The sequence below is a fragment of the Streptococcus taoyuanensis genome (genome assembly GCF_029589235.1).
In the GTDB taxonomy this organism is placed as follows: domain Bacteria; phylum Bacillota; class Bacilli; order Lactobacillales; family Streptococcaceae; genus Streptococcus; species Streptococcus taoyuanensis.
Map to the genome: position 1 here is coordinate 49,649 of NZ_JARQVW010000003.1, position 26,766 is coordinate 76,414.

A 26,766-nucleotide genomic window follows, 5' to 3' on the forward strand; every position below is an offset into this window, starting at 1 on the left:
TTTCGACGTTTGATCCGAAAAATCTAACGTCTGGGAGCAGTTCTTTTTTATGCTCCTTCCTTTGATCAAAAACCAATGACTAGGCTAATTATGGTATAATAGGGGCCTAGAAGTAGAATGAAAGAGGTGCACGAAATGCTGTTAGAAGAATTTGATGCCAATCGACAGGCGATTATCAATCCACAAGACTTACACCAACCAATTGAAGGATTTCCCAAAGTTGTCATCTCTTGCTTTTCAAGAGTAACCTTTGCGCGCCTTCTTGAGAATTATGACCACGAGGTCATTGCAAGAACCTCTATGGCTAATTTTGAAGTCCTGGTCTATGGGATCACTATTGGAGACCAACAGATTGGTGCCTTTAATGCACCAGTTGGGGCTGCTTCCTGTGTGGGGATTATAGAGGACCTGATTCAATTTGGGATGGAAAAACTGGTGCTCTTTGGAACCTGTGGGGTTTTAGACCGTGATATCGAAGCGACTTCCATCATCATTCCAACGGCTGCTCTTCGCGACGAGGGGACCAGTTACCACTATCTTCCGGCTAGTGATGAAGTGGAAGTAAACAAGAAAACCCTCCCTCTCTTCCAAGCCTTTCTGGACAGTCACAAGGTTTCTTATCAGTCAGGAAAAGTGTGGACGACAGATGCACCCTACCGGGAAACCATCGACAAGATGAAGCGACGAAAGGAAGCAGGAGCCATCTGTGTGGATATGGAATGTTCGGCAGTGGCAGCCTTAGCAGTTTATAGAGGCTTTGAGCTCTGCCATTTCTTCTATGCAGCTGACCACCTCTCGGAAGAAAAATGGGATATCCGAACCTTATCTAGTCATGAAGATTTAGATAGCAAGGATCGCATCGCGGAGTTAGCCATCCAATTTGCGCTCTTTTGGGAAAAGGCAAACTAAATGAAAGAAGCAATGATTGAACTGAAGGATTTTTCCTTCCAATACAAGGCACAGTCTGAACCAACCTTGAAAAATCTCAACTTAACCATTTATAAGGGGGAAAAGGTTCTGATTGTTGGGCCGTCTGGTTCTGGTAAGTCAACCATTGGCCAGTGCTTAAATGGGATTATCCCTAATATCTATAAGGGAACCAGTAGTGGGCAATTCCTCATTCAGGGGAAAGAAGCCTTTGATCTCAGTATTTATGAGAAATCTCACTTGGTCAGTACGGTTTTGCAAGATACAGATGGCCAATTTATTGGTTTGAGTGTCGCAGAAGACTTGGCTTTTGCTCTTGAAAATGACATGGTGGATCTGGGAACGATGAAAGAGCGTGTGCAGAGTTGGGCAGAACGCTTGGATTTGATGAAGCTCTTGGATCATCGGCCACAAGATTTGTCCGGTGGGCAAAAACAGCGAGTGAGTTTAGCAGGTGTTCTGATTGACGAAAGTCCGATCCTCCTTTTTGATGAACCACTGGCTAATCTAGATCCCAAGTCGGGTCAGGATATTATTGATCTGATCGATCAGATTCATGAAGAACAGGGGACGACCACCATTATTATCGAACACCGTTTAGAGGATGTACTCTACCGTCCTGTCGATCGGGTTATCTTGATCAATCAAGGACAAGTTCTCTATAATGGTCAACCAGATGAGTTGTTGAGGACGACACTGCTAGCTGAAAATGGGATTCGAGAACCTCTTTATTTAACAACTCTTCGCCAGCTTGGTCAGGATATCGATCAATTGGAGCATCTAGATCGTCTAGAAGATATCGAACTTACTGGTGTGAATCGTTCCATTACAGAAGCGACCTTTACTAAAACTGGTGAGACGGAAGAACTATTGAAGTTGGAGCAGATTTCCTTTGCTTATCAAAAGGATCATCCGATCTTAAAAGATATATCCCTCACGATTCCGAAAGGGCAGCGCTTAGCGATTGTCGGGAAGAATGGGGCAGGAAAATCAACTCTTGCGAAAGCCATCTGTGGATTCATTACCACAGATGGGCAATACACCTCTAGAGGTGAAGATATCAAGCAGGAGAGTGTCAAGGAGCGGGCTGAGCGAGTGGGCTATGTCCTGCAAAACCCCAATCAAATGATTTCGACCAATATGATTTTTGACGAAGTCGCTCTAGGTTTGCGTTTGCGGGGTGTCGCTGAAGAAGACATCAAAGAGCGTGTCTATCAAGCACTGAAAACTTGTGGTCTCTATGAGTTTCGTAAATGGCCGATTTCTGCTCTCTCATATGGGCAAAAGAAACGGGTGACCATCGCCTCTATACTAGTTTTAGGACCAGAAATTTTGGTCTTGGACGAGCCGACAGCAGGTCAGGACCAGCGCAATTACACTGAAATCATGGAATTTCTAAATAGCTTGCAAGAAAAAGGCCATACCATTGTCATGATTACCCATGATATGCAACTGATGTTGGATTATTCTGATCGTGCCCTTGTAGTATCAGACGGACAAATTCTAGCAGATCTCCCACCTGCAGAGCTGTTCACTCATCCGGATATTTTACAAGAGGCTAATCTCAAAGAGACTTCGATTTTTGCTTTAGCCAATCGATTAGGAATGGATCCCTTGGCGCTAACGCAGTTTTATATGCAACAGAAAGGAGCAGGTCATGAATCATCGATTAGTCGGCTACCATGAGGGGACGAGTTTTCTTCATCGCCTTTCAGGTGCGAGTAAGTTACTCTTTCTTCTTTTTGTATCTCTTGCGGCCATGTTGAGTTATGATACCCGGCTCCTTCTAGGAATTGGTGTGGGCGCCTTGCTTTTATTCTCTACAGCTGGTATTCGATTTCGGGATATTTCATTTGTGCTTGCATTTGCTTTTGTTTTTGCACTGTTAAATGTTGTCATGGTCTATCTCTTTGCCCCCCAGTATGGAGTAGAGATCTACGGGGCAAAGACGGTACTGATGAAGGGGTGGGGCTCCTATAGTATCACCTCGCAGGAACTCTTTTATCTTTTTAATCTAGCTCTTAAGTATGTCTGTACCATACCTCTAGCCTTGATTTTTTTGATGACGACCCATCCTAGTCAGTTTGCTTCAAGCCTCAACCAAATTGGAGTATCTTACAAGATTGCCTATTCTGTCAGCTTGACTCTGCGTTACATTCCTGACGTACAAGAAGAATATCAAACGATTAAATTGTCTCAGGAAGCCAGAGGGGTGGAGTTGTCCAAAAAGGCCAAGCTGATCAAGCGGATCAAAGGCAATTTGCAAATCATCTCTCCCTTAATCTTTAGCTCACTTGAGCGGATTGACAGCATTTCTACGGCTATGGAATTACGTCGCTTTGGTAAAAATAAAAAGCGGACCTGGTATTCTCATCAAGCCATGGAAATGAAAGATTATGGGATGATTCTATCAGCATTAGCTGTTCTGGTCTTTAGTATTGTCCTGATCTTTGTCAATCAGGGACGTTTTTACAATCCATGGAGGTAATGACATGTCAGAAACGATTTTAGTAACAGGAGCTTCAGCTGGCTTTGGTCAAGCGATTTGCCGTCGCTTAGTAGCAGATGGATACCGTGTGATCGGATCAGCTAGACGCATTGAAAAATTACAGGCCCTCCAAGAAGAGTTAGGAGAAGCCTTTTATCCCCTGCAAATGGATGTGACGGATCTTTCTCAGGTAGATCGTGCACTTGCCAGTTTGCCAAAAGCTTGGGAGAGAGTGGATGTTTTGGTCAATAATGCTGGCTTGGCCCTAGGCCTCGCCCCAGCTTATGAAGCAGAGGTCGCAGACTGGCTGACCATGATTCAGACCAATATTGTCGGCTTGACCTATCTGACAAGGAAAATCTTGCCCCAGATGGTGGAACGAAATGATGGCTATATTATCAATTTGGGCTCTACAGCAGGAACTGTACCTTATCCAGGGGCCAATGTTTACGGGGCGTCCAAGGCTTTTGTCAAGCAATTCTCCCTCAATCTTCGGGCGGATCTAGCCGGCAAGAAGATTCGTGTCAGCAATATTGAACCCGGTCTTTGCGAAGGAACGGAGTTCTCTTCTGTTCGCTTTAAAGGAGACGAAAAACGGGTAGAAGCCCTCTATCGAGATGCCCATGCCATTCAGCCGGAAGACATTGCCAACACCGTAGCTTGGTTGATCCAACAGCCCAAGCATGTCAATGTCAATCGGATTGAAATCATGCCAGTTTCCCAAACCTTTGGCCCTCAACCCGTTTATCGTGATTAAAAAGAGAAGCAACCAAACCACAAGGAGTTGGTTGTTTTTTATGTTTCCTCTGGTATAATAGAAGGCAAAGTAAGGAGAAAAAGATGACAGCTGCGTTAGTTATTGGTTCTACAGTTTGTGATGTGATGATTTACTTGGATCGTTTGCCAAGTCGTGAAGGAGATGCCCATATTGATCACCAGCAATGGTCTGTGGGAGGTTGTGCCTTTAATGTCGTTAATATCCTTCATTTTTTGTCGCAACCCTACCAGTTTGTCTCGCCAGTCGGTTCTGGAATATATGGTGATTTTATTCGGAGAGAGCTGAAACAATTAGGGATTTCCTCTAGCATCTCATTAGAAGGGGCCAATGGTTGCTGTTACTGCTTTGTAGAGTCTGATGGTGAAAGGGCCTTCTTATCGGACCACGGAGTGGAGTATAGCTTCCAAGCAGAGTGGCTAAAAGATATCGAGACAGATCGATTTGATTATATCTACTTGTGTGGCCTTGAAGTTGAGGAGCCAACCGGTCTTGCATTGGTGCAGTCTGTTTCGCAACTAGAAGGCCAGGTGATTTTCGCACCTGGGCCACGCGGACTCTTGATTCCAAAGGATCGACTGGAAGCAATTTATGATCTGCATCCAATTCTCCATGTTAATGAGGCTGAAGCACTGGCTTTTTCAGGGTGTAGAGAGATCCAGCCAGCCATCGAACACTTGTATCAGAGAACGGGGCAATTGGTCATTGTCACCTTGGGTGAAAACGGAGCGGTTGCCTATGATGGCAACTGGTATGAGGCAGACGGTTTTCCAACAGAAGTCATCGATACAGTAGGCGCTGGAGATAGCCATGTGGGATCCTTCATATCCGCTCGTTTAGAAGGCTTAGATATCACGCAAGCCTTAAGATTTGCCAACAAAGTTTCTAGCCAGATTGTTGCAAGTAAGGGCGTTCATCTGACAAAAGAGCAGCAAGAAGCCCTACGAACAGAATTGAAACAAAAATAAAAAAGAGAGTGGGACAGAAATCGGTAATTCGTTAGAATTCGATTTCGTCGTCCCACCTCCTCACAGTTGAGTAGGGCTGTAAAAGCTGATGAAATCAGCGTAGTAGAGCCCACTCAACCACCGCGTCTTGCTTGACAATCCAAAAATAATTGAGAGGCTAGGACTTTTGTCCCAGCCTCTTATTTGACATTATCCGCTTGGCCCTTTGTATCTTACTACAATGGCCGCTTATTGGGCATACCTGCTTTTCTTGGATATTTATTGGGGGTTTCTTTTTTCTTTTCGACAACAGTGATATAGCGTGGATCCCCATTTGGCAATTCATATTGTAGATTGTCTTCAACCTTACTAAAGAGCAGATTGAGGGCATTTTTGGCTTCTTCCAACTCTTCTGGAGCATTGCTGGCCTTGAGAGCAAGAAGCCGTCCTCCTACTTTCAGATAAGGGATGGTCAGTTCAGAGAGGACTTGCATGCGGGCAACGGCGCGGGCAGTTACAATATCAAATTGGGCACGAAAAGCCTTGTCTTGCGCAAAGTCTTCTGCACGTCCATGGTAGAAATGAACTCCGCTCAAACCTAACTCTTCAGCCAGCAAGTGGAGAAAATTGATCCGCTTATTAAGGGAATCAATGATAGTCACATCCAGCTCAGGGAAAAGAATTTTCATAGGAAGGCTTGGAAAGCCGGCGCCAGCTCCGATATCCAAGAGACGGATGGGTTGGTTTTCGATCAAGCCTTGTAAAATGGGTGCGATAGAGTCATAAAAATGCTTGAGATAGACTTCGTCTTTTTCGGTGATGGCAGTGAGATTAATCTTTTCATTCCATTCCACGAGGAGCTCAAAATAGCGTTCGTATTGCTCTTTTTGACGGTCAGTTACTGGGAAGCCGAGTTCGGCTAAACGGACATAAAATTCTTCTGGTTTCATGCTTTTATTTTACCACAAAATAAGGGAAATTTGATATACTGGTAGAAAGAAATGAAAGGAATTCAATAAAATGATTTGGATTATTCTTGGGATCCTTGTGGTCCTTGTGTTGATTGTAGTAGGAGTTTACAACGGTTTGGTGAAAAGCCGCATGCAAACTCGTGAAGCATGGAGTCAAATTGATGTGCAATTGAAACGTCGGAATGACTTGATTCCAAACTTGATCGAAACCGTTAAAGGCTATGCTAAGTACGAAGGAGATACACTAGCAAAAGTGACTCAACTTCGCCAACAAGTAGCGCAAGCTTCTTCACCTGCAGAAGCAATGGCGGCCAGCGATGCTCTTTCCCGTCAAGTAGCAGGCATCTTTGCGGTTGCCGAAAACTACCCAGACTTGAAAGCTAACACCAACTTCATGCAGTTGCAAGAAGAATTGACCAATACAGAAAACAAAATTTCTTATGCGCGTCAATTGTACAACAGTGTCACAAGCAACTACAATGTCAAGTTGGAAACTTTCCCAACAAACGTAATTGCTGGAATGTTCGGCTTCAGACAAGCTGAATTTCTTCAAGTGCCTGAAGAAGAAAAAGCAGTACCAAAGGTGGACTTTAGCGGATTAGGAGACTAATATGCTCTTTGACCAAATTGCAAGCAATAAAAGGAGAACCTGGATTCTCCTTATTGCTTTTTTCATACTCTTAGCTCTTATCGGAGCAGCCGTTGGCTACCTCTGGTTAGGCTCCTCCCTTGGTGGCGTCATCCTAGCCTTAATCATTGGCGGTATCTATGCCTTTAGTATGATTTTCCAATCAACAGAAGTTGTCATGCGGATGAACGGGGCGCGTGAGGTGACCGAAGAGCAAGCCCCTCAACTCTACCATATTGTACAAGATATGGCTATGGTAGCTCAGATCCCCATGCCTCGGGTCTATATTGTGGATGATCCTTCTATGAATGCATTTGCGACAGGATCTAATCCTCAAAATGCAGCTGTTGCAGCAACGACAGGTCTTCTAGCTGTGATGAATCGTGAGGAATTGGAGGGAGTCATCGGACACGAAGTCAGCCACATTCGCAATTACGATATCCGCATCTCCACGATTGCAGTTGCCCTTGCAAGTGCCATCACCATGCTTTCTAGCATTGGTGGCCGGATGATGTGGTGGGGCGGTGGTCGTAGCCGGGACGATGATCGAGAAGGTAGCGGTGGTTTGGAGATTGTAATTTTGATCCTTTCCTTGCTTGCCATCGTTTTAGCACCATTAGCAGCGACCTTGGTCCAGTTAGCCATTTCTCGTCAACGGGAGTTCCTAGCAGACGCTTCAAGTGTTGAATTGACACGGAATCCTCAAGGAATGATAAATGCTTTGTTAAAGCTAGACAATAGCGAACCAATGCAACGACATGTCGATGATGCGAGCAGTGCTCTTTTTATCAACGATCCAAAAAAAGAATCCGGATTGCAAAAACTCTTTTATACCCACCCACCCATTGCTGAGCGAGTGGCTCGCCTAAGAAAAATGTAAAAAATCCATCATTAGCAGGATTGAGAGTGTGGGAAAACTGTTTTTCTTTATAAATCTAATAAATTCTATACAAATAAAAGAAATTTATTCTTTAGAATTATTAACTCATCTATTGAAACTTTCCGCCGTGAGAAAAGTGCCTGAAGCTATTTAGTTTCAGGCACTCGGAATTATTGAGACCTTAGACTCAATAATTAGTCATGGAACTTCTTCGAAGTTCGCTGACGTCCGTCCTCACCTAAGGAAAGTTTTTAAGATGACTTTGTCCTCAAGCTCAATCCACCAAACGGTGGATTTTTTATTTGGTTGTTAAGAGGAGGGTAGTGAAACCAAGGATGGCAAAGATCCCCCAAGCTAGGGGAAGGCTCCAGATAGCTAGACTAGAAAAGAGAGCTGTCCCAAGTGGCATGGCAAAGCTGACCATCAGTCCCAAAAAGCTAGAGGTAGAAGCTAATTTTTCAGCGGGCAATTTACTCATTAAAAGACTGGAAACTTTTGGGTTGATTTTTGCTACAAGATAACCAAGGAAAGTGATGAGTAGAAGGGAAAGAATGTCCCAGTGTACCAAGATATTTGTGAGCCCAAGCATGGTCAGCCCACCTGCGATCCACAGGAGGGTATGGTGGAGCGATTGCTTGGAAAAATAATCGTGGGGTGTCAGGCTAGCCCAGACCATACTTAAAATAGTCACTGCCTCCAAGATCAAGAGGGATTGGCTAAAGCTCAACTGAAAGAAGGGGGAGTGAAGCAGTTGCAAATTGTAGATACCTGAGATGGATCCCCCTAGGGCATTGATGAGAACCAATGAGAAGAGCAACTTGCCAAAGTGGTGAACCTCCTCATCTGCAAAAATACTTTTGGCGTTCTGGTACATCTCTTGACATTCGTGTACCAAAGAATTCTTACTTTTGGGCTCAATGACGGGATCATGTGTCAGCTGCTTTTTTTTCATCAGGAGACAAGTGGAAGACAGGAGAAAAGTCACTGAATTGATCGAAGCGACCAGGGCAAAATTTTGATGACTGATAGCTAACAGCCAAACTCCTAGAGCTTGTCCAGAAATCGAACAGACCATGCTAAGCAGTTGGTTGAAGGAATAGGCCTCCATCAAATCCTCGTCGGGGATGTTCTTTTTCATGATGGGGAGTTGCAAGCCTCCGCGATAATCACTCAAACAATCTGAAACTATGTTTAAGAAGCAAACAATCGAAAAGGCAAGGTAACCCGGAATCTTGGTCATGAGAGCAATAAGGATGAAGAGGATGGCTTGAAGATAGCCAATGCGGATCAACCAGTTAGCTTTTTTCTTCGTGCGGTCAGCCTTCATTCCGACAAAAATGGTAAAGAGGCTAGGAATAAATACAATGAGATTGGCAATGCCAACTGCTAGGCTCGGTTGCGGCATACTGGCAGCAAAGACCACAAAGACCAGATTGTAGATGGCAGCGCCCAGGGTATTCAAAAAGCGAGAAAGACTGAGTAAGGCAAAAATCTTATTACGGACTAAGAGTTTCATAAGCCTTCCTCCTTCACGTGATCAGTTGCTAGGACTTGTTTGATAGATCGAACGATCTGTTTGAAGAGGTCTAGTTTCTCATCATCAGAGAGAAGAAGTTCCTGATCCTTCAGATAGACGCTGGTATGTGAGAGAAGAAAGCGGAGGAAGTGGCTTTTTAGTTTGGTTATCATGGGAAGAACCTTCTTTCTTTATTTGATAGTCCTATTGTAAACCTAAAAAGCAAGAAAAAATTAATGTTGCATATTTTCAACAAAAACTCACAGAGTAGATCTGTGAGTTTTTAGGATTTATTGATCAGTTCTTGCAGGCCCTGTTTGTAGTAGTTGGCACTGTCCTTACAATCAAGAATGGATAGGACCTGGATGGCCTGTTCCATCTTTTCAAGACCAATTTCTTTCTCTCCCTTTCGATAGAGAAATTCTCCTTTGGCGTAGAGATAAACCGTCCGAAGGTAGGCTTCGTTTTCAGAGTAAAAGTGGTCGTTAATTAGTTGGTCAAAATAAGATGCATCTTCAAATTCATTTGAACTAATGGCCAGAAAGAAGCCATTAAGAAAAATAGAGTTAAGGGCAGGACGAGAAGAGTCTAGGAGAAGCTTGAAATCATCTCTTTGGACCAACTCCTCTGTGTATTGTCGATAGAGCTGACTAGGGAAAAGAGGAGAGGTCAGTGAAAATAGGCTTAACTCAAAATTTCCCCAGATCATGACAGAGAAGAGATAGTCATAGAGGAAATCTAGTTCCTCTTGGCTAGCGGCCAACTCTACCTCAGGATAGTTGCCAAGCATTTGGGCCTTGAGAATAATGCTGGCTAAGAAGTCTTCTTTTTTGTGATCTTTCTGATAGGCTAGCTGGTAGCTTTGGTACAAGGCTTGGTCGTGTTCCAAGCTCATGTTTTCATAGTGCTCTTTCAACAATTTGGGAATAAAAGAGTGCTGATCGATTCCAGCTAGATGGGAAAACTCACTGAGGCTGGTTTTGATCTGTTGAAGGGCCTGAAAAAAACGTTGCGTGGTCAGGTCATTTTCCCCTCTTTCAAATCGAGATAGCATGGAGCGTGAAAATTCGCCACCCGTAGCCTCCTCTAAAGAGATGTGGCGACTTTCACGTATTTGCCGAAAAACTGCTCCGATATCTTTCATGAATTCTCCTCTATCTAACATTGCTCAATGCCCTAGCAAGTGACCCTCTTTTGTCCAAGAGATGGTGGGACCTTGTGTACAACACCAATTGCCTAGTTTCTGTATCTTTTTTCATGATTATAACAAATTCTTGAGGAGACTTCTTGGTTGAGGGGCAGCTTCATGATATACTAGTAGTATCTAGAAGATTTGAGGACAAAAGAATGAACCTATTTACACAAGAAATCCGTAAAAATCCTGAAGGACTAGCCTTTGATCAAGAGTTGGATTTGCTCAAAGAATTGCAAAAGCGTAATCCAGAAATTCTTGATTTAAAGAATGTGACAGCGACAGGACGAGTAGCCTATGATACAGGCCTCTATGTCTTGGATTACCAGTTGAGCTATACCATCGTTTTGGCATCTAGCCGAAGCATGGAGCCTGTTGAGCTTCAAGAGAGCTATCCTGTAACAGAGGTGTTTGCGGAGGATGTACAGTCTGACGCAGATATCGAGGCCCTAGAGGAAGACTTGATCCTTCCAATCGAAGGTGGGAAGATTGACCTGAGTGAAAGCGTAGCGGATAATATCCTGCTCAATATTCCCCTCAAGGTTCTTACTCCAGAAGAAGAGGCTGGACAAGGTTTTATCGAAGGCAATGATTGGAAAATCCTATCCGAAGAAGAATACCAAGCCGCTCAAGCGATCAAGAAAGAAGAAAACAGTCCTTTCGCTGGTCTAAATGGCTTGTTTGACGAAGAATAAGCTAGAGATTACATTTGATAAATTTAGACATAAATACAGGTCTTTTCTTTGAGGAAAGGCCTTCTTTTGATATACTAGGATTAATAAATAACAGAGGGGAGACCTCTAAAAAGGAGAAAAAGTATGGATACTTTATTTATTCCAGGTTGGTTGATTACCGGCCTAATAGTCGCAGTTATTATTTTGATTTTGCTTGTTAAAGGTTATGTGAACGCTAAACCCAACGAAGTCGTGGTCATTACCGGTCTTCGGAAGCAACGTCACTTGCGTGGGAAAGCTGGCTTTATGATTCCCTTTGTCGAACAACGCTCTTATCTTGATATTGAGCAATTCTCGACAGATGTTCGGACATCTGAAGCAGTCCCAACACTGGACTTCATTAACGTCCGTGCCGATGCAGCTGTTAAATTAAAAATTGGTACAACCGATGAAATGATTGCCCGGGCTGCAGAAAACTTCTTGAACTGGAATACGACAGATATTTCCAACTCTGTCCAAGATGTCTTGGAAGGAAACCTGCGGGAAGTGATCGGTCAGATGGAACTCCGTAAGATGGTCAATGACCGTCAAGAGTTTGCCTCAAAAGTGCAAGACAACGTAGCGCCAGACTTGGCTAAAATGGGTCTAGAAGTCATCGCCTTTACGGTTCAATCCTTCTCTGATGAAGGGGGAGTCATCGATAACCTCGGGATTGAAAATGTTGAAACCATTAAGAAAGATGCCTTGATTGCCAAAGCCAAAGCAGAACGCGAACGCAAGGAAGTCGAAGCAGAACAAGATAAATTGGCTAACGACAAACGCGTCGCTGCCGATCTTGAAATCGCGCAAAAACAAAATGAATTAAAACTCAAACAAGCAGCCCTCAAGCAAGAAGCAGATATTGCCCAAGCAAAAGCAGATGCCGCTAAAGGGATTGAGGCAGAAGTGCAACGTCGTGAACAAGAGCGCGTAGCAGCCGAAGCCAATATCATGAAGCAAGAAAAAGAAGCAGAAGTCAAAGAGCGCGAAGTTAAGGTTCGTGAACAAGAATTGGATGCCAATATCCGCAAACAAGCTGAAGCTGAAAAATATGCGCGTCAACAAGCTGCAGAAGCAGAATTGATTGAACGCCAACGCAAGGCGGAAGCAGAACTCTTCGAAACACAAAAAGAAGCCGAAGCTCGGAAAGCCCAAGCCGAAGCTGAGAAATTTGCCCAATTGCAAGAGGCCGAAGCTATTGAGGCTAAAGGTCGTGCCGAGGCTGAAGCTATTCGCTTGAAACTGGAAGCCGAAGCCAAAGGTTTGGACCAAAAGGCCGAAGCGATGAAGAAAATGCAAGAAGCTGCCATTACTGAAATGGTCGTTGATAAGTTGCCTGAAATTGCGCGTGCTGTCGCAGAACCATTAACCAAGGTTGATAAGATCACCATGTACGGGGAAGGCAATGCTTCTAAGATGGTGGGAGATATTATGCAAAGTATCGACCAAGTCTCTCAAGGAGCCGGATTTGATATTCGTCAATTGCTAGCAGGAGCTCTTGGGGTCAATATGACGGTCAATAAACTCAAAGAAGGAGAACAACCGGTCATTGAAGCAGAGGAGTTAGCTTCTAAAGAAGATTAATGCCATTCATCAAGAAGTGTCTGAGAACTGTTTCTCGGGCACTTTTGTTTTTAAGATCAAATGACTTGCATGATCTTCTCCCTCTTGGAGAAGGCGGGAAGCTATTTTCTGCTTTCTTTTGAGGAGGAAAAATGGTAGAATAAAGGCAAACTATAAAGAGGAGTGTCACATGACTAAAGCAAACTTTGGTGTTGTTGGTATGGCCGTAATGGGTCGTAACCTTGCCCTTAATATCGAATCTCGTGGCTACACAGTTGCCATTTATAACCGTAGTAAAGAAAAAACAGAAGATGTAATTGCTTGCCACCCTGATAAAAACTTTGTGCCAAGCTATGATATCGAAAGCTTCGTAAACTCAATCGAAAAACCACGTCGTATCATGCTCATGGTTCAAGCAGGACCTGGTACAGACGCAACTATCCAAGCCCTTCTTCCACACTTGGATAAAGGTGACATCTTGATCGACGGAGGAAATACTTTCTATAAAGATACCATCCGTCGTAATGAAGAATTGGCGAACTCAGGAATCAACTTTATTGGTACTGGTGTATCTGGTGGGGAAAAAGGTGCCCTTGAAGGTCCTTCAATCATGCCTGGTGGGCAAAAAGAAGCGTATGACTTGGTAGCTGACGTTCTTGAAGAAATCTCTGCAAAAGCGCCTGAAGATGGAAAACCATGTGTGACTTACATCGGTCCTGATGGAGCTGGTCACTACGTGAAAATGGTCCACAACGGGATCGAGTACGGGGATATGCAATTGATCGCAGAAAGCTATGACCTCATGCAACACTTGCTTGGACTTTCTGCAGAAGACATGGCTGAAATCTTCACTGAATGGAACAAGGGTGAATTGGACAGCTACTTGATCGAAATCACTGCGGATATCTTGAAACGCAAAGACGACGAAGGTCAAGATGGACCAATCGTAGACTACATCTTGGACGCTGCAGGAAACAAAGGAACTGGTAAATGGACTAGCCAATCAGCGCTTGACCTTGGTGTGCCGTTGTCACTCATCACTGAGTCAGTATTTGCCCGTTACATCTCTGCCTACAAAGAAGAACGTGTACATGCTAGCAAGGTTCTTCCAAAACCAGCTGCCTTCAAATTTGAAGGAGACAAGGCTGAGTTGATCGAAAAGATTCGTCAAGCCCTTTACTTCTCAAAAATCATCTCTTACGCACAAGGTTTTGCGCAATTGCGTGTTGCTTCTAAAGAAAACAACTGGAACTTGCCATTTGCAGACATCGCATCTATCTGGCGCGATGGATGTATCATCCGTTCTCGTTTCTTGCAAAAGATCACAGATGCTTACAACCGCGATGCAGATCTTGCTAACCTTCTATTGGATGAGTACTTCTTAGATGTTACTGCTAAGTACCAACAATCAGTTCGGGATATCGTAGCTCTTGCTGTTCAAGCTGGTGTGCCCGTACCAACCTTCTCAGCAGCCATCACTTACTTCGATAGCTACCGTTCAGCGGATCTTCCAGCGAACTTGATCCAAGCACAACGTGACTACTTTGGTGCTCACACATACAAACGTAAAGACAAAGAAGGTACCTTCCACTATTCTTGGTACGACGAAAAATAATCTTGCTCTATGGTCAAACGAGTTCTACTAGTAGAAAATGAGAAGCAAATCGCTCGCTTCATTGATTTGGAACTTCAAAAAGAGGGGTATCAAGTTGATGTGGTCGAAGATGGGAAAGCGGGTCTGGCCTTGATTGCTGCGACCAAATATGATCTGATCTTGTTTAATTACGATTTGTCAGATATGTCTGGTGAAACATTCGCAGAGGAAATCAGTCAGATTCGCCCAGCTTCTGTTTTGATTGTTTTGGATAGCCGCGAAAAAATTGCTGAGCACAAAGAGAGTATTCAGCGCTTTGCTGTTTCCTATATGGTCAAACCCTTTATTATCAGCGATTTGGTAGATAAGATCACAGCCATTTTTAGAGGACGTGATTATATTGACCAACATTGTAGCCAGATGAAAATCCCAACATCATACCGCAATTTGCGCATTGATGTGGAACACCATACCGTCTATCGTGGGAAAGACATGATTAGTTTAACCCGCAGAGAGTATGATCTCTTAGCGACCCTGATGGGAAGCAAAGGAGTGGTGACACGAGATCAGTTATTGGAGAGTGTCTGGAAGTACGAGAGTACAGGTGAGACTAATATTGTGGACGTCTATATCCGTTATCTCCGTGGGAAAATTGATCTACCAGGTCAAAAAAGCTATATTAAGACCGTTCGTGGGATTGGCTATGCCATGCAAGATGCATTAGAATAAAATATTCGAACCCTTAGAGGGTTCGAATATTTTTATACTCCAAGGGAAACGTTTGCGTTTGGAAAGGATGGGTTTTAAAAAGGATTTGGCTTAAAAAAGATAAAAAATGATAAAATTTGGAGAAAAAATGAATGTAAGGCTTTACAAATTTTTAAAATGTGGTATACTAGAAGCAAATTAAGCGCAAACGTTTTCTTAAAAACAAAAGCCTTAAACAATATAAGGAGGTTGAATGATGAATAAAGGATCATTCAAAAGTTTATTTAGCTTTGAATTCTGGCAGAAGTTTGGTAAGGCCTTGATGGTCGTTATCGCTGTCATGCCAGCGGCTGGGTTGATGATTTCAATCGGGAAATCAATCCCTATGATCAACCCGAATTTATCTCCACTTGTTATTACAGGTGGAATTCTCGAACAAATCGGTTGGGGGGTTATCGGTAACCTTCACATCCTCTTTGCCCTTGCTATCGGTGGTAGCTGGGCCAAAGAGCGTGCTGGGGGTGCCTTTGCGGCTGGTCTCTCTTTCATCTTGATTAACCGTATTACCGGTGCAGTTTTCGGAGTGACATCTGCAATGTTGGCCGATAAGGATGCTACCGTTCACACGATCTTAGGTGGATCAATTAAAGTTGCAGACTACTTCATTAGTGTCCTTGAAGCACCGGCACTTAATATGGGGGTGTTTGTAGGGATTATCTCAGGTTTTGTTGGAGCAACAGCCTTCAATAAATACTACAACTACCGTAAACTCCCAGAAGCCCTTTCTTTCTTCAATGGGAAACGCTTTGTACCATTCGTTGTTATCGTCCGTTCAGCTCTTGCAGCCTTGGTTTTGGCAGCCTTGTGGCCAGTAGTTCAATCAGGAATTAATGGATTTGGTGTTTGGATCGCCAACTCCCAATCCACTGCTCCAGTATTGGCACCATTCTTGTACGGTACCTTAGAACGTCTTCTCTTGCCATTTGGTCTTCACCACATGTTGACCATTCCAATCAACTATACTCAATTGGGTGGTAGCTACCAAGTTCTTACAGGTGCTGCCAAAGGAACAACTGTATTTGGACAAGATCCACTTTGGTTGGCTTGGGTAACAGACCTTGTCAACTTGAAGAAAGCTGATCCTAGCCAATACCAACACTTGCTTCATGCCTACACACCAGCTCGTTTCAAAGTTGGTCAAATGATCGGATCATTTGGTATTTTGATGGGTATTGTGGTTGCCATCTACCGCAATGTGGATCCAGATAAAAAAGAAAAATACAAAGGGATGCTTGTTGCAACTGCCCTTGCAACATTCTTGACAGGTGTAACAGAACCAATTGAATACATGTTCATGTTTATTGCTACACCATTGTACATCATCTATGCTCTTGTTCAAGGTGCTGCCTTTGCAATGGCTGACGTGGTTAACCTTCGTGTTCACTCATTCGGTTCAATCGAGTTCTTGACACGTACACCAATGGCCATCAACGCTGGTTTGGCATTAGATATCTTTAACTTTGTATGGGTAACAGTCCTCTTTGGATTTATCATGTACTTCATTGCCAACTTCATGATTAAGAAATTCAATTATGCGACTCCAGGACGTAACGGTAACTATGAACAAAATGATGATGCCCCTGCAGGAGATGGTGCAGCAGCAGGTGCTGCTACAAGCTCAGCAAGCTCACAAGTCATTAACATCATCAACCTTCTTGGTGGACGTGCCAATATCGTAGACGTTGACGCATGTATGACTCGTCTTCGTGTAACCGTTAAGGACGCTGAAAAAGTCGGAACAGAAGAACAATGGAAAGCTGAAGGCGCTATGGGTCTTGTCATGAAAGGACAAGGTGTCCAAGCAATCTACGGACCTAAAGCTGACGTATTGAAATCTGATATCCAAGACGTTCTTGATTCGGGTGAAGTTATTCCTGAAACACTTCCTAGCCAAATGACAGCAGTTCAAAAAGCTGAAGCAACCTTTAAAGGGGTAACTGATGAAGTGCATTCCGTTGCAGATGGTGAAGTGATCAACATCGAAGATGTGAAAGATCCTGTATTCTCACAAAAAATGATGGGTGACGGATTTGCAGTTGAGCCTGAAAATGGCCACATCGTTTCACCAGTTGCTGGTAAAGTTACTAGCGTCTTCCCAACCAAACATGCCCTTGGTTTGGTAACAGATAATGGTTTGGAAGTCTTGGTTCACATCGGTCTAGATACTGTTAGTCTTGAAGGAAAACCATTTGAGGTTAAAGTTTCTGAAGGTCAAACAGTGGCTGCTGGAGACCTCTTGGTAGAAGCAGACCTTGATGCAATCCATGCAGCTGGTCGTGAAACTTCAACAATTGTTGTCTTCACAAATGCAGATGCGATTAAATCCGTTAAGGTCGAACATACTGGTAAATTGGTAGCAAATGCACCAGTTGCAACAGTAGAATTATAAAAGACATCGGCAAAGAAAATGAGGTTGGGGCAGTGCACCCGGCCTCTTGCCGTTTCTTGATTTGGAGAGAAGGAGAAATCAGGGGATGAAATTTTTAACATTAAATTCCCATAGTTGGATGGAAGAGAATGCTCAGCAAAAATTTGAAACCCTCAAGGAACAAATTTTAGAAGCGCAATATGATGTGATCTGTTTCCAAGAGGTCAATCAAGAAATGGCCTCAGAAACAGTCGAAACAGATGAGTATTATCAAGCTTTGCCATCATCTGTAGCGATTCACAAGGATCACTTTGTTCGCGTATTGGTAGAAGAGTTAGCTGCTCATGGACTCCACTATTATTGGACTTGGGCCTACAACCATATTGGCTATGATCACCTCAATGAGGGTGTGGCCGTTCTTTCGCGTCAACCCTTGAAGGCAGATGAGATTTTGGTATCCAATATGGATGATCCAACGGACTACCATACTCGTCGAGTAGCCGTTGCCCATACAAGTGTAGATGGCAAAGAGATTGCTGTTGCCAGCGTCCATCTTTCTTGGTGGGACAAAGGTTTCCAATTTGAGTGGCCACGCATTGAGAACTACTTCAGCCAAGTAGGCAAACCTTTTATTCTAGCTGGTGATTTCAATAATCCTGCTGGTCAAGAAGGGTATGAAACGATTCTATCCAGTTCGCTAAAACTTCAAGATAGTTTTATCGAAGCCAAAGAAACAAAGGGGACTTATACTGTAGGACCTGGAATCGATGGCTGGACGGATAATCAAGTTCCATTGCGAATCGATTACGTCTTTGCAAGTCCAGAATGGGACATCCAGCGTCTACATGTCATTTTTGATGATCAAAACAAACCCCATGTCAGTGATCACTATGGCTTAGAAGCTGAATTATCACTTTAATATAAATGGAGAGTCGAAAGGAAAACGATTTTATTCAATCGTCCTTCGACTCTTTTTTATGGATCAATGAGGAGCAAGCATAGGGGATTCTCCTGTTCTTCTGCTTTCTTTACGATTCAATTTATGGTAAAATGAAGTGTTAAAACAGTTTAAGGAGGTAGCAAATGCGTTGTCCAAAATGTGGTGGAAGTAAGTCTAGTGTGGTGGATAGTCGACAAGCTGAAGATGGGAACACCATCCGTCGTCGCAGGGAATGCGAAGAATGCCATTATCGCTTTACTACCTACGAACGAGTGGAAGAGCGGACCCTAGTGGTTGTCAAAAAGGATGGGACACGCGAGCAATTTTCTCGTGATAAAATCTTTAATGGTATTATCCGCTCAGCTCAAAAACGGCCTGTTTCTAGTGACGAAATCGAAGAAATTGTAAACCGGATCGAGCAAAAGGTTCGCAGCCAAAGTGATAATGAAATCAACAGTGAATATATAGGTTCGTTGGTCATGGATGAGTTAGCAGATCTAGATGAGATCACCTATGTCCGTTTTGCTAGTGTTTACCGGAGTTTCAAGGATGTCGGTGAGTTAGAAACCCTCTTGAAACAAATTACGAAGGGAACCAAGAAGAAAAAGGAAAAATAGATGAAGCCCAATACGCCTTTCGCATTTTTAAAAAATAATCTTCTTCCACCGGCAGGGGCTGCATTGGAGCAGTATTACCTGCCTATTTTGGAGGTGGAAACGGTAACGGTTTATCGTTATCTGCTGGCCTCTTATGATCAGGGTGAAAAACAATATTTACTGGCTCAAATCCTCAATCATTTGAATATAGGATTTCCACAGTTGCTACTGGCTTTTGACCGGTTAATTGCCATGGGGTTGATCGATCTCTATGAGGAAGAAGTTGGGATCACCATTCAGTTACATGCTCCTCTTGAGGCAGGAGAATTTTTTTCGAATGCTGTTTTCAAACGCTTGCTTGAAAAAAAGATTGGGGAAAAGGCCGTGGAAGATCTGCTCCCAGTACGCTCTTTAGGGACTAGACGGCAAGTTTCCTTCTCGCAAGTCTTTGGAATAGATGCTGGGGAGACGACCGTTCTTCCAAGTAAGAAACAGCAGTTTGATATGGAGATGTTTAAGCGAATGATGGGGCGTGATGGACTTCGTTTTGCGGATGAAGGAGAAGCAACCCTAGCTCTCTTTGCCATCGCAGAAGAGCAACAATGGACCTGGTATGAAACCTATCTCCTAGCAAAAGAAACGGCTGTAGACCGGATTGTCTCTCCAAAGAGAATGAAGCAAAAGTTGGCTCAGGCCAACCAAGAGCAACCCCGCATGTCCTATAGCCGTCAGGAAGAAACCATTCTGAGAGAAGCTAAGGCAAAATCCAGCCTACAATTTCTAGCGGAGATTAAGAAGGCACGCAATGCGACCATTACGCAGAGCGAACGCAAGACTTTATCCAAGTTAGCTGATCTAGGCTTACTAGATGAGGTGATCAATATTATCTTATTGTTGACCTTTAACAAGACCCAGTCTGCTAATCTGAATGAAAAGTATGCTTTGAAGGTAGGAAATGATTTTTCTTATCAAGGAGTCAACAGTGCGGAACTGGCGATTTTAAAAGTTCGAGAACGCCAGAAACAGGCTAAGGTTCAAGGAAACAAGGGGACGAGTCCTACATCAGCCAAGGGTAAGCAAAACAATGTTCCCAAGTGGAGTCAACCACATTATCAAAATCAAACCAGTCAAGAAGAAAAGGTGGATCTCGCTAAAGAGAAACAACGCCTGTTAGAAAAACTGAATCAAGGAGGTGAGTAGATGGAAAGTGTAGGTCAAACCATGTCTCACATGAATCGTGCGCGTCAATTTAACTATGAGGATTTGGTCGCACAGATCTTGGCAGACCAAGAAGTCGCTGCCTTTATCAAAGACCAGTCTTTGTCTGAGCAAGAAATTCGTCGTAGTATTTCAAAGTTTAATCAATACATCAGTGAGCGCAACCGTTTCTTATTGGGAGATCCGGATTATATTGCCAAAGGTTATAAGCCCATCCTCACCATGAATGAAGGATATGCGGATGTCACTTATGAGGAGACACCAGAGTTAATCGAAGCCCAAAAACGTGTTGCGATCAACCAACGTCTCAACTTGATCAATCTCCCTTCAACTTTGAAAGAAGCGAGTCTAGCCAAGGTAGAGCTCGATGATAAGGGACGATTTGTGGCCTTTGAGGAATTAGCTAATTTTGTAGCCAACTATCCCGAGTATCAAAAGGGAATTTACCTCTATGGTGATTTTGGAGTAGGAAAGAGCTACATGATGGCAGCCCTGGCTCATGATTTATCCGAAAAACGCCAGGCCTCTACCACTCTACTACATTTCCCAAGTTTTGCTATCGATGTTAAAAATGCCATCAGTTCGGGCTTGGTCAAAGAAACCGTAGACCAGGTGAAAAAAGCCGAAATTTTAATTCTCGATGATATTGGTGCGGAACAGATGTCAGCCTGGGTGCGAGACGAAATTTTACAAGTGATTTTGCAGCACCGGATGCAGGAAAATCTTCCGACCTTCTTCACTTCCAATTTTAATTTTGAAGAGTTGGAACGCCATTTTGCAACATCGCGCAATGGTGATGAAACCTGGCAGGCCAAACGTGTCATGGAGCGCGTGAAATTTTTAGCTAAGGAAATCCACTTGGAAGGAGTCAATCGCCGATGAATGAAACCATCCGTTTAATGAATGCTCATTTTTCTGTTCGCCGGTTTAAGGAAGGAGCCATCAAAGAAGCTGACCTCAAGGAAATCTTATCGGCTGGTCAAATGGCTTCCAGTTGGAAAAACTTTCAATCTTATTCTGTGATTGTGGTCAAAAGCAAGGAAAAGAAAGAAGCTCTTTACGACTTGCTTCCTCAAGAAGCGATTCGCCAGTCAGCCGTCTTTCTTCTCTTTGTTGGAGATTTAAACCGTGCTGAAAAAGCTGTCAAACTTCATGAGCAGGATTTCCATCCTGAAGGGGTGGACAACTTACTGATCACCTCAGTGGATGCGGCTCTAGCAGCTCAAAATACGCTATTGGCAGCTGAAAGTCTCGGCTATGGTGGAGTGATTATCGGCATGTTGCGCTACTGTTCAGAAGAAGTCGCAGAACTCTTCCGTCTGCCAGACTATACCTATCCTGTTTTTGGGATTGCTCTCGGAGTACCTAATCAGCAGCATGCAGTGAAACCACGTTTGCCATTGGAACAGGTTGCTTTTGAAGAAGAATACCAAGAACATGACCTATCAGTTGTGACTGCCTATGACAAGGTTCAGGCAGATTACGCTGGAGCGCGTGCAACCGATAGCTGGAGCGAGCGCCTTGCAGCTCAATTTGGTCAACCTGAACAAGAAGAGACCAAAAAACTACTAGAAAAACACAAACTATTATGAAATGAAGAGAGGCGTTCTTGAACCGAAGTCTCGCCTTTCATTAGAAAAGAGGAAATCATGGCCCTACCAACTATTGCGATTGTAGGCCGTCCCAATGTCGGAAAATCGACACTCTTTAACCGGATTGCCGGTGAGCGGATTTCCATCGTTGAGGATGTAGAAGGAGTCACTCGTGACCGCATTTATGCAACAGCTGAGTGGTTGAATCGAAAATTTAGTATCATTGATACGGGGGGAATTGATGACGTAGATGCCCCATTTATGGAGCAAATCAAGCATCAGGCAGAAATTGCCATGGACGAAGCAGATGTGATCGTCTTTGTTGTTTCTGGAAAAGAAGGGATCACGGATGCGGATGAATATGTCACTCGTATCTTGTATAAGACCCATAAACCGGTGATTCTAGCGGTCAACAAGGTGGATAACCCAGAGATGCGCAATGATATCTATGACTTTTATGCCTTGGGACTGGGTGAGCCACTACCGGTATCCTCTGTCCACGGGATCGGAACTGGGGATGTGCTCGATGCCATCATCGAAAATCTTCCGAATGACACAGAAGAAGAAAATCCAGATATCATCAAATTTAGCTTGATTGGTCGCCCAAATGTTGGGAAGTCAAGCTTGATCAATGCGATCCTAGGAGAAGACCGGGTCATCGCAAGCCCTGTTGCTGGAACCACACGGGATGCCATCGATACCCATTTTACCGATGCAGATGGCCAAGAATTTACCATGATTGATACAGCTGGTATGCGCAAATCTGGTAAAATCTATGAAAACACTGAGAAATATTCTGTCATGCGTGCCATGCGGGCCATCGACCGTTCAGATGTGGTTTTGATGGTCATTAATGCCGAAGAAGGGATTCGGGAGTACGACAAGCGGATCGCTGGCTTTGCTCATGAGGCTGGTAAAGGTATGATCATTGTTGTCAATAAATGGGATACTATTGAAAAAGACAACCATACCATGAAGCAGTGGGAAGATGACATTCGCGATCAATTCCAATACCTTTCTTATGCGCCGATTGTCTTTGTTTCTGCCCTAACTAAACAACGCTTGCACAAGTTGCCAGAGATGATTAAACAGATCAGTGAAAGTCAAAATACACGGATTCCTTCAGCTGTCTTGAACGATGTGATTATGGATGCCATTGCCATTAATCCAACGCCGACCGATAAAGGAAAACGCCTCAAGATCTTCTATGCGACACAAGTGGCAACCAAGCCGCCAACTTTTGTGGTCTTTGTTAATGAAGAAGAACTGATGCACTTCTCATACCTTCGTTTCTTAGAAAACCAAATTCGCAAGGCCTTTGTTTTTGAAGGAACTCCAATCCATTTGATTGCGCGGAAACGGAAGTAGGGAATACGAGACAAATGGATCAAAGTGGAGAAGGATATTTCAAATGATAAAATGCTCATTCTTCCAACTATGAAAACAACTAAAAGTAGCGCATAAGCGTTGCTTTTTTTAATAAGTTGGTAAAATGAAGTGGAGGATAGTCAGATGCGTAGTTTCATGGTCCGGATATTCTTTATTCCTTATGCTTTTTTAAGGATGAGTAGAGTAAACTCATGAAGATCATGAGAGCTTTAGGTTTGTGTACTTATTATTTAAAATCTATCTGTATCTCTTGTTTCTCGGTTCGATCGTAAGCTTGGAGCTCTTGATCCTATTGTTGGGGATTTTATTAAAAAATAGGTCGTGTTTTTTGTCTTTTTCTGTGGGCTATCAGGATCTTTCTCCTCTCTATTTATCTATTCTGTCTATTGTTCGCTCAGACGGTTAAAAGAGAAAAATCATGGATAGCTGATTGAGGTAACTCTATTACGAAATCAGGTGAAAAGCTGGGACAATACTATCTCAGTTTTTTTCTAAAAGTAAGTTAAAATCCTTTTAATAGTAAAATTATCTTTTCTAATTTTTTCTTAAATATGGTATAATAAAGGGATTAATCTAAGGTGGTAAACATGGCAAAATTAATTCCTGGGAAGGTTCGTTCACAAGGGAGCCTTCTCTATGAAGCTGGGAAGGTTTCCCTTCAGGAAGTAAAAGAAAAATACCTGTATTTTCGGGTGGAAGAAGAAAGCTTGCGGTACAGTTTGGACGACGATGCCGTTTTTTGTAGCTGTGCTTTCTTTCAAAAGAAAAAATTCTGTACGCATCTAGCAGCTGTAGAAGCTTTTTTGAAGAATGATGACAGTGGGAAAGCAGCTCTTACAAGCCTTGAAGAAGACGCCACGGCGACTGAAGAAACGCAGGAGAAGGTCTCTTTTGGAAGTTTGTTTTTAGACCAGGTCCTTCCAAAAATCGAAAAGAAAGAAACACGCTATGTCTTATCAGCAGTCGGGCAGGAGGATGAATACTCTGGTCAATTCTTGTGGACTCTTCGCATTCGTCGCTTGCCAGACGAGCGCTCTTATGTGATCAGAGATGTACTAGCTTTTTTGCAGACCCTTCAGAAAGAAGGCCATTTTGCAATTGGCAAAAGTTACTATGAACCCATTTCTTACTTAGAATTTGATGGGTCTAGTCAGGATGTGATCAATTTCCTACAAGGCTTGGTCATAGATAGTGGATCGAAAGAGCAAGATTTCTTTCCCAATGCTGGACGCCATCTTTATTTTCCACCGACTCTCTTTGAAGAAGCTGTAGAATTATTGATGAATTTGGATTCCTTCCTCTTGCAATACAGCATGTACGATTTTTCTGAAGTCTATTTTCAGGATGTCCATGGGGAGGAAGAACTCTTTCATTTTCAGGTGGAAGACCATGGTGATTTTTACGAATTGATCATTACGGAGCCACAAGTGAAGGTTGTCGAGTCTGCTGTTTACCTGTTTCGAAATGGTGTTTTCTATCACCTGACGCCCCAACAGCGAACCCTATGGAAGGCCATCCAAGATCTTCCAATGGATCAGGATCGCAAAAAACGCCTGCATTTTGATCCAACGGATCAAACAAAGCTTTCCTATAGTTTAAAAGAGTTCAAAAAACTGGGGCAAATAACAGCTCCGACCAGCTTTTTAATCCACGATTTCACTCCAGAATTTCATTTTGATCTAGCACAGGACCAGACTGTTTTACTGGATGTTGTCTTTCAATACCAGGATCGTGTGGTGACCACGCGTGAGGAACTCCTCAATCTTCCTTATTCCAGTGATTTCGATAAGGAGCAAGAAGTCCTTTCAACCATGCTAGCAGCAGGTTTTACAGACGACTTTTCTTCCCAAAGAAGTCCTTTATCAAGTGAGCAAATCTATCCATTCTTTCACCAACAGATCCCGACTTTTGAAGCCTTAGGAGAGGTTACCCTCTCTGATAGCCTTTTAGATCTTTATCAAGTGGAGCGTCCAAAAATTGATGTTAAAACCAATGGCAGTCTACTGGAGATCGGTTTTGACTTTGAAAGTGTGGATCCAGCCGAAGTGGACCAGGTCCTCAAAGCTCTAGTAGGGCAAAAAGACTATTTTGTCAGCCATACAGGGAAAGTTCTTGTCTTTGATGAAGAAACTAAGAAGATCAGTCGAGCCTTAGCAGATCTGCGGGCGAAAATGAGCAAGGGTGGGAAACTACAAGCCCGCCGGATTGCCGCTTATCAGCTATCTGATTTGTTGGCAGATCAAGACAATGTTCATTTTTCAGAAGACTTTCGAAATTTAGCTCATGATTTGACTCATCCAGAAGACTTCCAACTCCCTCAGATGACAATCCAAGCGACCCTAAGGGATTACCAAGAAACAGGGGTCAAATGGTTCTCCATGTTAAATCATTATGGTTTTGGTGGTATTTTAGCGGATGATATGGGGCTTGGGAAAACCCTGCAGACTATTTCCTTCTTGACCAGTGTTGCAAAAAAAGAAACTAAAATCTTGATTCTAGCTCCATCTAGTCTCATCTACAATTGGAAACAAGAATTTTCAAAATTCGCTCCTCAGATGGAAGTGGCAGTCGTCTATGGTCTCAAGCAGCACCGAGATGAACTCATCGCAACCAATCCACAGGTAGTTATCACTAGTTACGCGTCTTTCCGTCAAGATGTGGAGGAATACCAGAAGAATCAGTATGAGTACTTGATTCTAGATGAAGCCCAGGTCATGAAAAATGCCCAAACCAAGATTGCCCAACACTTACGTGGCTTTGAGGTTCCGCATGTGTTTGCCTTATCTGGGACACCGATTGAAAATCATGTGGGTGAACTCTGGTCTATTTTCCAAATTGTCCTTCCAGGGCTCTTCCCAGCTAAAAGAGAATTTCAAAAGTTGAGTCCTGAGACCATTGCGCGATTTGTCAAACCTTTCGTCATGAGACGGAAAAAAGATGAAGTGCTCCAAGAATTACCGGACTTGATTGAAACAACCTATCACAATGAGTTGGATGAAAGTCAAAAAACGATCTATTTGGCTCAATTAAAACAAATTCAAGATCGGGTTCGAAGCTCTAGCGAGGAAGAACTAAATCGGAGTAAGGTGGAAATTCTCTCGGGTCTCATGCGCCTTCGCCAAATCTGTGATACCCCCGCCCTCTTTATGGAAGATTATCAGGGAGATAGTGGGAAATTGGAGAGCCTTCGAGATCTTTTGGGTCAAATCAAGGATGGCGAACACCGGGTTTTGATCTTCTCTCAATTTAGAGGCATGCTGGATATCCTAGAGCAGGAAATTGACCAGCTTGGCATGACCTCCTTTAAAATCACAGGTTCTACTCCCGCTAAAGATCGACAAGAAATGACCAATGCTTTTAATGCAGGTGAGCGCCATGCTTTTCTCATTTCTCTGAAGGCTGGAGGGGTTGGATTGAACCTCACTGGTGCCGATACGGTCATCTTAGTCGATTTGTGGTGGAATCCTGCAGTGGAAGACCAGGCTATTGGACGTGCCCATCGAATGGGACAGGAACAAAATGTTGAAGTTTACCGCATGATTACTCGTGGTACGATTGAAGAAAAAATCCAAGAACTGCAAGCTTCCAAAAGACACTTGGTCTCAACGATTTTAGATGGAACGGAAACACGATCTAGTTTATCGGTTGAGGAAATTCGTGAGATTCTTGGAATTCAGTCAGAATAGCTTGAAAAATTCTGT

General features: G+C 43.3%; 23 protein-coding genes. 19 read left to right on the forward strand and 4 right to left on the reverse strand.

Going from position 1 to position 26,766, the window contains the following annotated elements:
* Window positions 1-135: 135 nt before the first annotated feature.
* The 5 genes from P5Y91_RS03685 (at window position 136) to P5Y91_RS03705 (ending at window position 5,158) form a co-directional block, all read left to right on the forward strand.
* The gene (locus tag P5Y91_RS03685; protein ID WP_037608051.1) at window positions 136-909 is read left to right on the forward strand and encodes a nucleoside phosphorylase; all 774 of its coding nucleotides are present in this window, start codon (window positions 136-138) and stop codon (window positions 907-909) included.
* A complete protein-coding gene (locus P5Y91_RS03690; RefSeq protein WP_003008459.1) occupies window positions 910-2,613 on the forward strand; it encodes an ABC transporter ATP-binding protein in 1,704 nt (567 codons plus the stop codon).
* Window positions 2,585-3,415: an energy-coupling factor transporter transmembrane component T family protein gene (locus P5Y91_RS03695; RefSeq protein ID WP_003008456.1), complete on the forward strand. Its 831-nt coding sequence runs from the start codon at window positions 2,585-2,587 to the stop codon at window positions 3,413-3,415. Before P5Y91_RS03690 ends, P5Y91_RS03695 begins: the two co-directional genes overlap by 29 nt.
* Before the next feature lie 4 nt (window positions 3,416-3,419).
* Complete coding sequence (locus tag P5Y91_RS03700) at window positions 3,420-4,172, forward strand: SDR family oxidoreductase (protein WP_003008453.1); 753 nt, start codon at window positions 3,420-3,422, stop codon at window positions 4,170-4,172.
* An 83-nt stretch (window positions 4,173-4,255) separates the two neighbouring features.
* Window positions 4,256-5,158 carry a carbohydrate kinase family protein gene (locus P5Y91_RS03705; protein WP_277839003.1) on the forward strand — a complete coding sequence of 301 codons (903 nt, stop codon included), beginning with the start codon at window positions 4,256-4,258 and terminating at the stop codon, window positions 5,156-5,158.
* A gap of 215 nt (window positions 5,159-5,373) precedes the next feature.
* Here the strand turns inward: P5Y91_RS03705 and rsmG are convergent, their stop codons facing one another.
* A complete protein-coding gene (gene rsmG, locus P5Y91_RS03710; RefSeq protein WP_003008448.1) occupies window positions 5,374-6,087 on the reverse strand; it encodes a 16S rRNA (guanine(527)-N(7))-methyltransferase RsmG in 714 nt (237 codons plus the stop codon).
* 70 nt (window positions 6,088-6,157) lie between these two features.
* Here rsmG and P5Y91_RS03715 point away from each other — a divergent pair, with 70 nt between their 5' ends.
* Together P5Y91_RS03715 and htpX are read left to right on the forward strand one after the other, a co-directional pair.
* Window positions 6,158-6,718 (forward strand): LemA family protein, encoded by a 561-nt coding sequence (locus tag P5Y91_RS03715; RefSeq protein ID WP_003008445.1) that lies wholly within the window; start codon window positions 6,158-6,160, stop codon window positions 6,716-6,718.
* 1 nt (window position 6,719) lies between these two features.
* Window positions 6,720-7,616, forward strand: coding sequence for a zinc metalloprotease HtpX (gene htpX, locus P5Y91_RS03720; protein WP_118095475.1), 897 nt, complete (start codon window positions 6,720-6,722; stop codon window positions 7,614-7,616).
* Between the two features lie 298 nt (window positions 7,617-7,914).
* Here the strand turns inward: htpX and P5Y91_RS03725 are convergent, their stop codons facing one another.
* The 3 genes from P5Y91_RS03725 to P5Y91_RS03735 form a co-directional block, all read right to left on the reverse strand.
* Window positions 7,915-9,132: an MFS transporter gene (locus P5Y91_RS03725; protein WP_277839005.1), complete on the reverse strand. Its 1,218-nt coding sequence runs from the start codon at window positions 9,130-9,132 to the stop codon at window positions 7,915-7,917.
* On the reverse strand, window positions 9,129-9,305 hold the full coding sequence (locus P5Y91_RS03730) for a hypothetical protein (RefSeq protein ID WP_173018902.1): 177 nt from the start codon (window positions 9,303-9,305) through the stop codon (window positions 9,129-9,131). Before P5Y91_RS03730 ends, P5Y91_RS03725 begins: the two co-directional genes overlap by 4 nt.
* A gap of 110 nt (window positions 9,306-9,415) precedes the next feature.
* The gene (locus P5Y91_RS03735) at window positions 9,416-10,276 is read right to left on the reverse strand and encodes a helix-turn-helix domain-containing protein (protein ID WP_277839006.1); all 861 of its coding nucleotides are present in this window, start codon (window positions 10,274-10,276) and stop codon (window positions 9,416-9,418) included.
* Window positions 10,277-10,479: 203 nt separating this feature from the next.
* Here P5Y91_RS03735 and P5Y91_RS03740 point away from each other — a divergent pair, with 203 nt between their 5' ends.
* The 12 genes from P5Y91_RS03740 (at window position 10,480) to P5Y91_RS03795 (ending at window position 26,751) form a co-directional block, all read left to right on the forward strand.
* Window positions 10,480-11,019 (forward strand): YceD family protein, encoded by a 540-nt coding sequence (locus P5Y91_RS03740; RefSeq protein ID WP_003005275.1) that lies wholly within the window; start codon window positions 10,480-10,482, stop codon window positions 11,017-11,019.
* Window positions 11,020-11,142: 123 nt separating this feature from the next.
* Window positions 11,143-12,621, forward strand: a complete 1,479-nt coding sequence (locus P5Y91_RS03745) for a flotillin family protein (protein ID WP_003005145.1) — start codon at window positions 11,143-11,145, stop codon at window positions 12,619-12,621.
* A gap of 169 nt (window positions 12,622-12,790) precedes the next feature.
* Entirely contained in the window at window positions 12,791-14,215 is a 1,425-nt protein-coding gene (gene gnd, locus P5Y91_RS03750; protein WP_049474030.1) for an NADP-dependent phosphogluconate dehydrogenase, read from the forward strand.
* A gap of 9 nt (window positions 14,216-14,224) precedes the next feature.
* Window positions 14,225-14,923, forward strand: coding sequence for a response regulator transcription factor (locus P5Y91_RS03755; protein ID WP_070665480.1), 699 nt, complete (start codon window positions 14,225-14,227; stop codon window positions 14,921-14,923).
* A gap of 235 nt (window positions 14,924-15,158) precedes the next feature.
* On the forward strand, window positions 15,159-17,351 hold the full coding sequence (locus P5Y91_RS03760; protein WP_277839026.1) for a PTS transporter subunit IIBC: 2,193 nt from the start codon (window positions 15,159-15,161) through the stop codon (window positions 17,349-17,351).
* A gap of 85 nt (window positions 17,352-17,436) precedes the next feature.
* Window positions 17,437-18,249: an endonuclease/exonuclease/phosphatase family protein gene (locus P5Y91_RS03765; RefSeq protein ID WP_049474028.1), complete on the forward strand. Its 813-nt coding sequence runs from the start codon at window positions 17,437-17,439 to the stop codon at window positions 18,247-18,249.
* A 164-nt stretch (window positions 18,250-18,413) separates the two neighbouring features.
* Entirely contained in the window at window positions 18,414-18,887 is a 474-nt protein-coding gene (gene nrdR, locus P5Y91_RS03770; RefSeq protein ID WP_003005476.1) for a transcriptional regulator NrdR, read from the forward strand.
* Complete coding sequence (locus P5Y91_RS03775; RefSeq protein WP_277839007.1) at window positions 18,888-20,066, forward strand: replication initiation and membrane attachment family protein; 1,179 nt, start codon at window positions 18,888-18,890, stop codon at window positions 20,064-20,066.
* On the forward strand, window positions 20,067-20,966 hold the full coding sequence (dnaI, locus tag P5Y91_RS03780) for a primosomal protein DnaI (RefSeq protein ID WP_277839008.1): 900 nt from the start codon (window positions 20,067-20,069) through the stop codon (window positions 20,964-20,966).
* Window positions 20,963-21,676 carry a nitroreductase family protein gene (locus tag P5Y91_RS03785; RefSeq protein WP_277839009.1) on the forward strand — a complete coding sequence of 238 codons (714 nt, stop codon included), beginning with the start codon at window positions 20,963-20,965 and terminating at the stop codon, window positions 21,674-21,676. The genes dnaI and P5Y91_RS03785 overlap by 4 nt, the downstream gene beginning before the upstream one ends.
* Before the next feature lie 57 nt (window positions 21,677-21,733).
* On the forward strand, window positions 21,734-23,044 hold the full coding sequence (der, locus tag P5Y91_RS03790; protein ID WP_031575509.1) for a ribosome biogenesis GTPase Der: 1,311 nt from the start codon (window positions 21,734-21,736) through the stop codon (window positions 23,042-23,044).
* Window positions 23,045-23,652: 608 nt separating this feature from the next.
* On the forward strand, window positions 23,653-26,751 hold the full coding sequence (locus P5Y91_RS03795; protein WP_195623393.1) for a pilus expression-regulating Snf2 family helicase: 3,099 nt from the start codon (window positions 23,653-23,655) through the stop codon (window positions 26,749-26,751).
* Window positions 26,752-26,766 lie beyond the last annotated feature (15 nt).